Genomic DNA, 13,512 nt, shown 5'->3' with positions numbered 1-13,512 from the left:
AAATAAAGCTCTTTGTTGTAATAAAAATGTGTGGATAATCTATATATTTTAACAACTTCGCGGTTCCTTTTCCCTTCTGTAGCAAAAATAGGATAAAATATTAAAGATCGGGTAATAGAGAAGTCAATAAGTGTTGGCAAGTAAAGTCTCTCGGCTTCGGTGTCAGGAGATTTTAAAAAAATATAGAAATTAAAATGCAGGATATCAAAATGTTATCCTGCATAGGAACTTGAACCTTCAACTATTTATTCAACGAGGTGAAAATTGCGATTAGGTCTGTCTCTATACTTGGATCTAGATTTTCTTGATCTATCAAAGTTTGAATTTTTGTTTTTTTATCTGGGAAGGCCGCAACTAAAGCTTTTTTGGAAGGTTGAAATTGTTGCAGTTTGTCATTCGTTAAAGTAAAGTAATTGGATTGTGTCACAATTTTCTTCACTTGCTTTTTCGTATACCAATCTTCCGATACACTTGTTTTAGCACTGTGTTGTTTCAAGAGAGAATGCTTCCCTGTTACCAACGTTTCTACAAAAATTGAAGTTTTGCCGTCTGCTTTTTTTAAAAAGATATGCTCAATGCCCGTTTTGTCCTTTAATTGAAAGGATTTGATGGAATCTTGAATAGCATAGGTGTTATCGCCATCTGTATACTCCAGTTGTTGCGTCTGGAGATTGTATTTTAGCGTTTTTACCGATAAGGTTTTTCCGCTAATTGTAGTTAATGTGCTCGGAGATTTATCTGTATCGTAATAAATAAATTTTTCTAATGTTTCTGAAGGTGTTATTCTCAATGGTTTTGCACTTGGGCCAACAGTTACGTTTTGGGCAAAGGTAAATATTGCACAAAAAACATTAATTAGAGTTAAAAGCATGTTTTTTTTCATGTGATTGGGGATATTTTGCGCGAGCCTGAGGTTTTGCGGGTTAAATAACGTAAATCTTAGTTTTAATTTAATTCAATTTACGAAAAGAAACCAAAATAATACAAAATACTAAAACATTTTAGTTTTATTTTAAAACGTTTTTACTACTTTAGCCTTATAGTTTCCGGTACTTGAAGGCTCCCGTTTTCATTTGTCGCTGAATAAACTAACATTAAACTAAAACTTACTAAGAAAATTATGAAAAAACTTGTACTGGGTTTGTTCATGTTTTTGTTTTGTGGCCTCAACCAAATCATGGCGCAGAACAAAACTGTAACAGGGAAAGTAGTTGGATCTAGCGATGGTCTTCCGCTTCCCGGAGTGAGTGTCTTAATCAAAGGCACCAAAAAAGCAACATCAACATCAGCAGACGGAAAATTCGCGATTAGCGCGTCGCCGAACGATGTGCTACAATTTACCTACATTGGTTTCGTAACTAAAGAAATGACTGTCGGAAATCAGTCTGCTTTGGATGTGAAACTGGAAACTGATGCGCAAATGTTGAATGAAGTTACCGTTACAACGGCGTTGGGTATCAAACGCAAACCAAAAGAGATTGGTTATGCTACACAACAAGTTAAAGGATCGGATTTAACCTCAAGCAGACCAACCAATCTTGCAACGGGTTTATCCGGTAAAGTAGCTGGTTTGCAGATCAATCAGGCGAATAATCAGATTGATGCAGGAGATCAGGTTCGTGTTGTGTTAAGGGGTAACCGTTCATTCACCGGTAATAATCAGGCTTTGCTTGTGCTGGATGGAGTGATTGTTCCTTTGTCGCAATTGAATGCGATCAATCCTAACGACATCGATAACGTTAACATCTTAAAAGGTGCCAACGCAGCCGCATTGTATGGTTCTGATGCATCAAATGGTGTAATCATCGTAAGTACTAAACGTGGTTCAACAGATGGCGGAACAGTAAGTTATACAAATTCAACATTGATGAATCGTTTGTCTTATCTGCCAAAAATGCAAACGGAATTTGGTGGTGGTACGAATCAGGATGAATTTGGTTTCGGCCAGTACACCCCGTTTGAGAACCAGACATTCGGTGACCGTTTTGATGGTTCTTTGAGGCCTGTTGGTCGTATATTGGAAGATGGTACTTATCAAATGGTTCCTTATACTTATAAGCCTAATGAAAAAACAGACTTCTTTGAAACAGGCATTGACGAGCAAAATGATATTTCTTACTCTGGAGGAAATGAAAATGGAACAACCTATATTAATGCACAACGCGTAAATAGTAAAGGGTATGTTCCTGGTGATAAATCAAACAGAACAGCATTCCGAATTAACGGAACAAGAAAAATTGATAAGTTTACTGCCGACTATTCATTTAATTATACACAGAGAAATTACGATAAAAGTACCAATCAGGTGTATAATAATGTAATTAATACTCCGGGTAATATACCTTTATCTGAGTACAGCGACATCAATTCATTATATGGAAATCCAAATAATTACTACAATGATTATTACCAGAACCCATATGTTGGTTTAGCCAGAAACCGGAATAAAGAACGCCGGGATGATTTGTTAGGTAACCTTTCTCTTACGTATAAGCCGACAGATTGGCTTAGCTTTATGGCACGTGGAGGTATCAGTACTAAAAATTCACAGGGAAAAGATTTCAATTACGCTTATACTTATTCTGATTTTGCGCATGATTCTGGAAAAGCAAGTGCTGCTACACAGTATACCAGATCATCTGTTCGGGATTATAATGAATTTGAAAGTAGGTATACGGGAGATTTCTTAGGTACAGCTACTAAAACAGTGAATAAGTTTAAATTCACCTTAATTGGTGGCGCACAGGTAATCCAGAAAAATTACAAATACATGAGTGCACAAGGAAACAACCTTGTTGTGGATGATCTTTTCAATTTGAACAACCGTACCGGTGAGATTGTAGGTTCAGAAACAGAGCGCAATTCACGTCAACTTGGAGTTTTTGGAGATTTAACCGCAACGTATGACGATTTCCTAACCATTCACGTTTCCGGTAGAAATGATTGGGATTCCCGACTGTCGCAAAGCAATCGCTCGTTTTTCTATCCTGCAGTAGATGCAGCAATAACGCTTACAGATGCGATACCTGCTTTGAAAGAGAGTAAAATCATCAGTAATTTGAAAATCCGAGGTGGTATTTCTAAAGTATACGCGGTTCAAATTGATCCATACCGCTTGATTTCTACTTTAAGTCCGGCAAGTAATTTTCCTTACGGAAATACCGCTGGTTACAGTATTGATAATGCGGTTTATGATCCTAATCTAAAACCTGAACAGACGATTTCTCAGGAGATTGGTTTCGATATTGGCTTCCTCAATAATAGAATTACATTAGAAACTTCTGCTTATATTCAAAAAACTAAAGACCAGGAGATCATTAATGGTATCGATTTATCTGCAACAACAGGATATACCAGTGCAATCATCAATACTGGTGTTGGCCAAAATAAAGGTTTCGAATTTAGTTTAAATGCAGCCCCGGTTATCGGCCTGTCAAATGGTTTCAGATGGAATGTGGGTGTTAATTATTCTTACAATACCAATAAAGTTTTGTCTTTGTATCAAGGGCAATCGCAATTGGGAATCGGCGACAACAATTATATCGTAGTTGGACAGAGTTTCCCATCTTTACAAGTGAGCAGTTACCAGACAGATCCTCAAGGAAGAGTAATTGTTGATCCAAATACTGGTTTACCACTTTCAAATCCAGTTAATAAAGATTTTGGACAAACCAATCCTAGCCATATTTTAGGTGTAAATACAAGCTTTACTTTCAAAAATTTCACCTTATCTGGAGTAGCTGAATACCGTAGCGGAAATGTTTTCTATAGCAGTATGGCCAGCACGTTAGATTTTGCAGGTATTAGTTATACATCTGGTCAAGCCGGTCGCGAAAGATTTATCTATCCTAATTCCGTTATCGAAACTTCACCGGGTGTATTCACTCCAAATACAAATGTTACTACAAGCCAGGGCAATGGTTCTTTCTGGTCTGATGGTATTCGTACCAACACTGCATCGAACTACGTTTCAAGTGCTGCATTCTGGAAAATCAGAGAGCTTTCTTTGGCATATCAAGTCCCAGCGCAATGGTTAAGAGAGAATGCTAAGTTTATTAAAAATGCGAGCATTGCGTTGGTTGGGAGAAACCTATTTATGTTCAGACCAAGTGATAACATTTATACCGATCCGGAAATTAACGTTGGAACCGGAAATGCACAAGGTGTAAACAACTTAAATCAAACGCCACCAACTCGTATTTACGGTTTCACAGCTACAATTGGCTTCTAATTATCAAGAAAAGATGAAAAAGAGATTTATATATTTATTTGCAGCTACAGTTGTTTTTCTGGGCGCATGTAAAAAAGGATATTTGGATATCAATGAAAATCCGAATACCGCAACATCAGCAAAACCTGCCCTGGTTTTAACGGGCGCTTTAAATAATACTGCTGCTTATACAACAGGAGGATCTATATTTTACAGTTTCGCAGCTTTATGGATGAACTACTGGATGACACCAGGTGGTGTTTCTGGCTGGTATGAGGAACGGTCTTATAATTTTACTACGAACTGGAGCGGCTCTACAACGCTGTGGGCAAATGCATACGATAATTTGAATGACTATGCCTACTTAGAAAAGCAAGGGAAAGCAACCGGACAAAATTTCTTTGTTGCTGTAGCCAAAACGATGAAAGCATGGAACTATCAGTACCTGGTAGATTTCTACGGAAATGTTCCATATTCACAAGCTTCACAGTCTGTTTCTTTCTTAACACCAAAATATGATAAGGCCCAAGATATTTATGAAGATTTAGCTAAACAACTGGACACAGCTGCCAATCTATTTAAAACGGCAACTGTACTTCCGGCAGATGCACCAGCAGACATTTTTAATGGTGGAAATCTTCAGAAATGGGGCAAATTTGCAAATACGCTTAAACTTAGAATTTTGCTTCGCCAATCTGAAATGCCTGGTCGCGAAGCATACATCAAAGCCGAATTGGCAAAAATTAATGCCAATGGTTTTGGCTTTATTGGAACAGATGAAGGTATATTCAACAATCCGGGATACCTAAATACGACCGGAAAGCAAAACCCATTTTGGGCAGTTTATGGTTATGGTGTAGACGGAAATCGTACAGCGAGCCACGGCTATATGTTAGCGAGTACCTACGGTATGGATTTTCTTAGAAATAATAATGATCCGCGTTTAGGAAGATTTTACAACACCGTAAATGACGGTGCAGGTAGTACATATGTTAGCCTTGTATGGGGTCAGGATGTAAACTTCGATCAAACCATAGCAACGGTTTCGAGTATTGGTGAAGGTGTATTAAAATCTTTCGACCAAAAACAACCAATTTTGACAGATTTCGAAAGTTTGTTTTTACAGGCCGAAGCTGCACAACGTGGTTGGATTACTGGTGACGCGAAGGCACTTTACGAAGCTGCAGTAACGGCCAATTTTGTGTATTTGGATTTGGAAGATACAGATGCAGAGACTTACCTGGCTGGTCAGGCTGTTGCGAACTGGGATGCAAATTCGAATAAACTCGCTTTGATAATCAAACAAAAGTGGGCAGCTATGAACGGTACAAATGCTATAGAACCCTGGACAGATTACAGACGTTTGGAACTGCCTGCTGATATGCCTATTTCTATCGCATCAACTGTAACCACACGTAAAATTCCGGTGCGTATGTTATATCCGCAAAGAGAATACAATACCAATACGGCAAATGTAAGTGCTGAAGGTACAATCAATCAATTTACATCGAGAATTTTCTGGGATGTTAAATAATAAAAAGAATAAGATGAAAAATAAGAATATATTAAAAGGAATGGCTGCTGTACTGTGTGTACTTTTGCTATCCTCTTGCTTGAAAAACAAAAATGAGCAACCTGATTTTTCTAGTACAACCCCTGTAATAGAAATCCCAGTTGGAACTCCAATGGGGGATGGAAGTGTAAATTCATTGAGCACCTCACTTATTCAGCAAGATACACCGAGCGATTATGTTTTCTATTTAAACTATGCAGCTTCGACAACCAGAGATACACCTTTCAATGTAACTCTGGCCATTAATCCGGCATTGATCAATAATTATAACGCGGCACATTCAGATCAGTTGACGATGATTCCAACGTCGGCATTCACCATGCCAACCACCATCACCATTCCAGCTGGCCAACGTCGCGTTCAGGTTCCTGTTAAATTTGCCAGCGCACTGTTGAATCCGGATTTAACTTATGGTTTACCTGTTACAATTACTGATGCTTCTGGCGTCGTTATCAGTAAAAATTTCGCTTCTGTCGTAATCAAAACGGCTGTTAGAAACCGTTACGATGGTAAATACAGCTTTAAGGGTTATGTTTTTAGAGAAGGAGATCCTGTATTAAGCGGCAACTTTAAAGGTCTTTCTAAAGATCTGGTAACAAATGGGGCTACAGGATTGGATTTTAGTCAGGTTTGGTCTGATGGTTCTGGTGTTGGCGGTATAGATGGTTTGCTGATTACTGTTAATCCAACTACAAATAAAATTACTATGAAAAGTAGCGCTAACGCAACTTTAAAAAATGTTGCAAGTTATGATAGTCGTTACGAACCAGCAACCAAAACAATTTACATTTCATTTGAATGGGGTGCAAGTCCTAACAGACGTTCTGCTACAGATACACTCGTTTACACGGGTGCAAGACCTTAATAGTTGATTGATTTTTTTTGTTTATTAATGCCTCGTAATTCATTTTACGGGGCATTTTTTCTTGGAAAATTATGCCGTAAAAAAAGGCCTCACAAATAAATGTGAAGCCTGATAATATCAAGTATTCTGATTTTAATTGGAAAGATCGGCAGCAGCTTTTTTAAATACATCTGCCTGTTTCTGCAGCTTTGTTCTGCTTTCGCCATTGGCTGAAGCAGCTTGCTGCGCTTTTCCTTGTGCTGTAGCGGTGTAAGCAGCAGAAAGTTGACTATTCAGGTAATTTTGAAGTTTCAAACGATCTATCGCAGATTTTATACTTTTCACGCCTTTTTCGGTGACCTCCGGATTGCTGTTCGCCCGAAGATACTGGAAATACTGACCAATCACTGAAAATACGCTCTGACGACTTCCTTTCACCATAATATCTTCATAAAAAACTTGGTATTCATCCTTCGGATCTTCAATGTATAAAACAGCTACAGCTTCTGAAATATGGTCTTTCGTGTCTTGATCCATTGCTGCCAATGCAGAAAATGCTTCCTGAGGAGAAGATTTCGCTAAGGCAGCAATAGAAGCGCCAATTACTTTATACGAACGGTCTTTTAAACCCTCTGTAAAAATAGTTTTATACGCTGGATCGGCAGTTTCTGCAAGTTTCGCAATTGCTGTTGCGCGTACTTCGGTATCCTTATCTGTTTTGGCAATCTGAAGCAAAACTGGAAGCGCAGCAGATTTGATTTGTGTATCAGTCAAATTCAAACCGTCAATACTCAAAGCGCGGATATCTGCCGATGCATCTTTTAAAGCAGCCAATAATATCCGTTGTCCGGCGGCAGCTTTGCTTTGCATAATAAACTGAATGGCTTCAATTCTGTTGGCATAGCTCGCAGCATTTTTGTATTGGAAATAATAATTCTCAGCTGTTTTATTGTCATTAAGTTCTCCAACCAAAATTTTGTCTGCATCAAAATCAATCAGCTCAGGTTTTTGTGCCACATCGAAAGTGAATGTTTGTTCACGACTATCAATAACGATTTCTTTGCGGATTTTTTTTCCGCCAGCATAGATATCAACATTTATTGGCAAGGTAAATGTCTGCACAGAAGCATCCTGAGTTTGTTTAACTTTTATGCTCGCTTTTCCATTTTCATAACCATAATCAATACTCAGTATTGGATGGCCGCCAGCATAATACCACTGATTAAAATATGGGCTCCAGTCTTTTCCGGTTACGTCTTCCATCGCCAGGCGAAGCTGATGTGTTTCTCCGTTTTTAAAAGCGTTGCTGGTGAGGTATTTATTAAGAGATTTATAGAAAGCCGCATCACCCATTTGGTTTTTTAACGCGTATAAAATAATTGATCCCTTTGCATAACTCACGTTATCAAACATATCTTCTTTATCATTATAATGAAAACGCGCTAAAACAGGACTTTCACCATTTTTGGTAGAACCCAGGTAAGACTGAAGTTTATCGTAACGCGATTTATCTTCGGCATCTTTGCCGGCATCTTTTCCATGCCAGATAATCTCACCGAAAGTGGCAAAAGATTCGTTCATGGTTAAGTTGCTCCAGGATTCTGCCGTTACATAATCTCCAAACCATTGATGGAAGAGTTCGTGAGCAATCGTTCCTTCTTCGTTTCCATCCAGCAATTCGCGATCGGTTTTTTGTACTTGTTCGCCGTGTAAAGTAGCAGTTGTATTTTCCATGGCGCCAGAAACATAATCGCGGGCAACAACCTGCGCATATTTATTCCACGGATAATCCACGCCAAGCAAATCACTGTAAAACTTGATCATTGCCGGGGTTTTGCCGAAAATCTGCTTTGCGAAAGGTGCATATTTTGGTTCGAGATAGTAACTCACCTCTTTATCTTTATACGCATCTTTAGTAATTTTAAAATCGCCTACAGCCATCATAAATAGATACGGCGAGTGTGGCAAATCCATTTTCCAGATATCTGTTCTGGTCCCATTTGTATTGGTTTTCTGGCTAATTAATTTTCCGTTGGATAAGGTTGCGTATTTAGATTTTACGGTGATGGAAATTTCCTGTGTTGTTTTCTGATCAGGTTTATCTATTGTTGGGAACCAGGCCGATGAAGATTCTGTTTCGCCTTGCGTCCAAATTTGTGTTGGTTTGTCTTTATCCGTACCATCGGGATTAATAAAATATAGTCCTTTCGCATCGGTAATGGCCGCGCTGCCCTGCACTTTCAGTTCATCCGGCTTTGCCGTATATTCAATTACAACCGTATACTTCTCTGTGTTTTTATACATTTTATCCAGCGTGATGTACAGTTTGTTGTTCTGGTAAACATGTTTTAAAGGCTGGTTGCCTTTGGTTCCAAGCAGTGCAACAGATTTGATATCCATTCCCTGCGCATCTAGCGTAAGTGAATCTGTTGGATAAAAATGCGGTTTTACCGTAAGCCATTCTTTGCCATACAAATATCGCTTTGCGTAGTCGAAAGAGACATCCAGTTTGGTGTGCACCAGATCGTTAATTTTTGTTGCTGTTGTTCGGTAAATCGCTAATTTATTGTTATTTTCTGCAGTTTGATTCTGTGCGAAACCTGGACTGGCCCAAAGTACCGAACCGATTAGCGCACTGTAAACGATTAGTTTTGTGTTCATATTTATTTTTGTGTGAAGATTCATGTTTTAAAGATAGATTTAAGTCCAACTCAAGCTTCAAATGTAACAGCCTTTGTTTTATTTTTTGTTTTTTTGTGTAAATCGTTACATATATGAGAACAGATATTCAATCCGTTTTGACTGCGCTTGGCATTGTTCAGAACAATCCTGCATTTAGTACCGGAAGCATTTGGGGCGGTAAAGACAATACCGGTACGCTGGATAGTTTTTCTCCCGTTGACGGAGATTTGATTGCCAAGGCAAAACTGGCCAATGCCGCAGATTATGATGAAGTGGTTTTAAAAGCACAATCTGCAGCTGCTTTGTGGCGAAACATTCCTGCTCCAAAACGCGGAGAAATTGTCCGCCAGTTTGGCGATGCGTTGCGCCACAATAAACAGAATCTCGGCACACTGGTTTCTTATGAAATGGGGAAAAGTTTACAGGAAGGTTTGGGCGAAGTTCAGGAAATGATTGATATATGTGATTTTGCAGTTGGCCTGTCGCGGCAATTGTATGGTTTAACCATGCACAGCGAGCGGCCAAACCATAGAATGTATGAACAATGGCATCCTTTAGGTATTGTTGGGATTATTTCTGCATTTAATTTTCCGGTTGCGGTTTGGAGCTGGAATGCAGCACTTGCACTGGTTTGCGGAAATGTTTGTATCTGGAAACCATCAGAAAAAACACCCCTGGCGGCAATTGCCTGTCAGCATATTCTCTCTAGTGTATTCATCGCGAATGATGTACCCGAAGGCGTATGTAATTTGGTTTTAGGAAAATCTTCTCTCGGAGAAGTAATGAGTAATGATGTGCGTGTGGCTTTAATTTCGGCTACCGGATCTACCAGAATGGGGAAAGCTGTTGCCACAGCTGTAGCCTCGCGTTTGGGCAAAAGCTTGCTTGAACTGGGCGGAAATAATGCCATTATAATTTCTGAAAATGCAGATTTGGATATGAGTCTGATTGGTGCTGTTTTTGGCGCTGTTGGTACAGCCGGACAAAGATGTACATCAACCAGAAGGTTAATTATTCATGAAAGTGTATATGATGCGTTCACGTCAAAACTCGAAAAAGCCTATAAACAACTGAAAATTGGCGATCCGTTGGATCAGCAAAATCATGTTGGGCCATTAATTGATAAAGATGCTGTTGCTTCGTATTTAACCGCTATTGGGCAATGTAAAAAAGAAGGTGGAAATTTTATTGTTGAAGGTGGTGTATTGCAGGGCGAACATTACCAGAGTGGCTGCTACGTTCAACCTTGCATTGCTGAAGTGAGGAACGATTTTCAGATTGTACAGCACGAGACTTTTGCACCCATTTTATATCTGATTAAATATAAAACTATTGATGAAGCGATTGCTTTGCAAAACGCCGTGCCTCAGGGATTGTCGTCTGCTATAATGACGCAGAATTTGCGCGAAGCAGAACTTTTCCTTTCGGCAAATGGATCTGATTGCGGAATTGCCAACGTGAATATTGGTACCTCAGGAGCAGAAATTGGTGGCGCTTTTGGTGGAGAAAAAGAAACAGGAGGTGGCAGAGAAAGTGGTTCTGACGCGTGGCGGGCATATATGCGCAGGCAAACCAATACCATTAATTACTCTACAACCTTACCGCTGGCACAAGGGATTAAATTTGATATTTAGACTAATCCTTGATTTCGAACGCCATTTCAGGCGGGGAAATTTTTTTAGCAGATTCATTGAATGCCGATTTCAGGTGGAGAAATCTATTCTGGGTTTTTAGCATAAACGATACAAACTTTCAATAGCGATTTTCGTTTTTTAAGAGTAAAAGCAAACTTATGATACAGAACCCTCCAGATGGTGGAACCTTGTACACCGAAACCAATCTTGCCCAGCTATTTCCGGAGCCATTTAACACCATTACCAGCGGTTTTTTTCTGCTTATTGCGGTATATTGGACGTTTAAACTTTGGGGCAACTTTACGCATCATAAATTTCTGACACTCGCACTTATTTTGCTATATATTGGAGGGATTGGTGGAACAACCTATCATGGTTTAAGGCGCTGGCCAATATTCATCATGATGGATTGGATTCCAATTATGTTGTTATGCCTTTCGGCAGGAGTTTATTTCTTATCCAAAATTACCCGATGGTATTGGGCATTAGCCATTGTATTGATTTACGCCGCTTTTCAGTTTTTTCTTCGGCGGCAATTTCAGGGTGGCGATTTCCAGATTTTTATCAACATCAATTATGCGTTTATGGCTGCGTTGGTATTGTTCCCCGTTTTTGGTTACATGATTAAAACCGATTGGAAAAATGGGAAATGGGTAGGTTTTGCGCTTATTGCATTCGTATTTGCTCTCACTTTCCGCATTGCAGACCATTGGAGCATATTGGCGATTGGAACACATTTTCTATGGCATACATTTGGTGCTGTGGCATCATTTTGTATGCTCAATTATATCTATCTGGTAAATGCCAGAAAGGTTATCGCGCGGCAGCGCTAAATAGTCTTGTTTTTTTCAGCTGCTCAATTATTTAGGTAGGCACTTTGCAAGGCAAAAGATTTAAGGGCAGGCAAATTTCGTATATTTGTGGAAATACATGGGAAAAAAGAAATTTTATGATACCGCTGTAAAACAAGAAAGGGCGGTTTTAGTAGGTGTAATTACACCCGGAACTTCTGAAGAACAAGCCAGGGAATATCTGGAAGAGCTTGCCTTTTTGGTGGATACGGCCGGAGGGAAAGTAGAGAAATACTTTACGCAAAAAATGACGAAGCCAGACCGTGCAACTTTTGTTGGTACAGGAAAACTGGAAGACATTCAGGCATATGTAAAAGCAGAGGAAATTGATCTTGTTGTTTTTGACGATGAATTATCTCCTTCACAGCTTCGAAACATTGAACGCGAAATGGGCGTTAAAATCTTAGATAGAAGTAATCTAATCCTCGACATATTTGCCGGAAGGGCACAAACTGCACAAGCAAAAACACAAGTAGAGCTGGCACAGCTTCAATATCTTTTGCCACGGTTAACACGTTTGTGGACCCACTTAGAACGCCAGAAAGGTGGTATCGGGATGCGTGGTCCGGGGGAAAGTCAGATCGAAACGGATAGACGTATTATCTTGTCTAAAATAACGCTTTTTAAAGAGCGCTTGAGGCAAATTGACAAACAGAATGAAACGCAACGCAAAAACCGCGGTCAGCTTATTCGTGTTGCATTGGTGGGGTATACCAACGTAGGCAAATCAACTATTATGAATATGCTTGCAAAATCTGAGGTATTTGCTGAAAATAAACTCTTTGCAACTTTAGATACAACAGTACGTAAAGTGGTGATCGAAAACTTACCCTTTTTACTTTCAGATACTGTCGGTTTTATCCGCAAGCTGCCGCATCATCTGGTAGAATGTTTTAAATCTACGCTTGATGAAGTCCGTGAAGCAGATATTCTGGTACACGTTGTAGATGTTTCGCATCCAAATTTTGAAGATCAGATTCATACCGTAAATGAAACACTTAAAGATATTGGCGCAATAGATAAAGATATGATTCTGGTTTTCAATAAAATTGATGCCTATGTATCGCCAGAAACGGATGATGAAGACGACGATGGAAAACTTACGCTGGATGAATTTAAACGCAGTTGGATGAGCCACGATAAAGTTCCGGTATTGTTTGTATCGGCTACAGAGAAAGAAAATATCGAAGAGTTCAAAACGTTATTGTATGATAAGGTAAAAGCTGTACACACAGCAAGGTACCCTTACGATAATTTATTATATTAGATTACCGCCAAGTTTGGCCACCACGCAATGGATAAAACATTGCTAAACTTAATTAACATGGAAAGTAAACGTCAGCAGAAATTTGCCGGAGTAATACAAGAGGAATTGGCACAGATTTTTCAAAGAGAAGGTGCTGTATATTTGCCGAATACATTGGTAACCATTACCCGCGTAAGGGTATCGCCAGATCTGGCCGTTGCAAAAGTATACCTGAGTTTTTTTAACACCAACAATACAACATTATCCATCAATACAGTCAATGCACATTCTGGCGAAATCCGTTATAAACTGGGCGCAAGAATTAGACATCAGGTACGTGTGGTTCCTGAATTGACATTTTTTGTTGACGATACCAATGAATATGTAGAACGTATGGATCACCTATTTGACAAAATTGCCAAAGAACGTAAAGAGACGGATGAAAGTGAATAATTAATTTTTCAAAAGAATT

At 39.2% G+C, this 13,512-nt stretch carries 9 protein-coding genes; 7 read left to right on the top strand and 2 right to left on the bottom strand.

The genetic code is table 11. From position 1 onward, the window contains the following. Positions 1 to 241 precede the first annotated feature (241 nt). Positions 242 to 883, bottom strand: a complete 642-nt coding sequence (locus ACJVDH_RS19150; RefSeq protein WP_443945007.1) for a hypothetical protein — start codon at positions 881 to 883, stop codon at positions 242 to 244. 237 nt (positions 884 to 1,120) lie between these two features. Here ACJVDH_RS19150 and ACJVDH_RS19145 point away from each other — a divergent pair, with 237 nt between their 5' ends. The 3 genes from ACJVDH_RS19145 to ACJVDH_RS19135 are packed head-to-tail and all read left to right on the top strand — an operon-like array spanning position 1,121 to position 6,648. Then, positions 1,121 to 4,231: a SusC/RagA family TonB-linked outer membrane protein gene (locus ACJVDH_RS19145; RefSeq protein ID WP_443945006.1), complete on the top strand. Its 3,111-nt coding sequence runs from the start codon at positions 1,121 to 1,123 to the stop codon at positions 4,229 to 4,231. Between the two features lie 13 nt (positions 4,232 to 4,244). After that, a complete protein-coding gene (locus tag ACJVDH_RS19140; RefSeq protein WP_443945005.1) occupies positions 4,245 to 5,744 on the top strand; it encodes a SusD/RagB family nutrient-binding outer membrane lipoprotein in 1,500 nt (499 codons plus the stop codon). Between the two features lie 13 nt (positions 5,745 to 5,757). Continuing rightward, positions 5,758 to 6,648 (top strand): DUF1735 domain-containing protein, encoded by an 891-nt coding sequence (locus ACJVDH_RS19135; protein WP_443945004.1) that lies wholly within the window; start codon positions 5,758 to 5,760, stop codon positions 6,646 to 6,648. A gap of 132 nt (positions 6,649 to 6,780) precedes the next feature. Here ACJVDH_RS19135 and ACJVDH_RS19130 read toward each other — a convergent pair whose 3' ends face one another. Then, entirely contained in the window at positions 6,781 to 9,288 is a 2,508-nt protein-coding gene (locus ACJVDH_RS19130) for a M1 family aminopeptidase (RefSeq protein WP_443945003.1), read from the bottom strand. Between the two features lie 113 nt (positions 9,289 to 9,401). On the opposite strand from ACJVDH_RS19130, the gene amaB reads away from it, so the two are divergent. The 4 genes from amaB (at position 9,402) to rbfA (ending at position 13,493) form a co-directional block, all read left to right on the top strand. Further along, a complete protein-coding gene (amaB, locus tag ACJVDH_RS19125) occupies positions 9,402 to 10,943 on the top strand; it encodes an L-piperidine-6-carboxylate dehydrogenase (RefSeq protein ID WP_443945002.1) in 1,542 nt (513 codons plus the stop codon). A 158-nt stretch (positions 10,944 to 11,101) separates the two neighbouring features. Next, positions 11,102 to 11,776, top strand: coding sequence for a hypothetical protein (locus ACJVDH_RS19120; protein ID WP_443945001.1), 675 nt, complete (start codon positions 11,102 to 11,104; stop codon positions 11,774 to 11,776). A gap of 97 nt (positions 11,777 to 11,873) precedes the next feature. Beyond that, positions 11,874 to 13,061, top strand: coding sequence for a GTPase HflX (hflX, locus tag ACJVDH_RS19115; RefSeq protein ID WP_443945000.1), 1,188 nt, complete (start codon positions 11,874 to 11,876; stop codon positions 13,059 to 13,061). A 57-nt stretch (positions 13,062 to 13,118) separates the two neighbouring features. Next, positions 13,119 to 13,493 (top strand): 30S ribosome-binding factor RbfA, encoded by a 375-nt coding sequence (gene rbfA / locus ACJVDH_RS19110; protein WP_443944999.1) that lies wholly within the window; start codon positions 13,119 to 13,121, stop codon positions 13,491 to 13,493. The last annotated feature ends 19 nt before the right edge of the window (positions 13,494 to 13,512 follow it).

This window comes from Pedobacter terrestris, from assembly GCF_052343045.1.
GTDB lineage: Bacteria > Bacteroidota > Bacteroidia > Sphingobacteriales > Sphingobacteriaceae > Pedobacter.
This window is presented reverse-complemented; position numbering and strand designations above follow the sequence as displayed.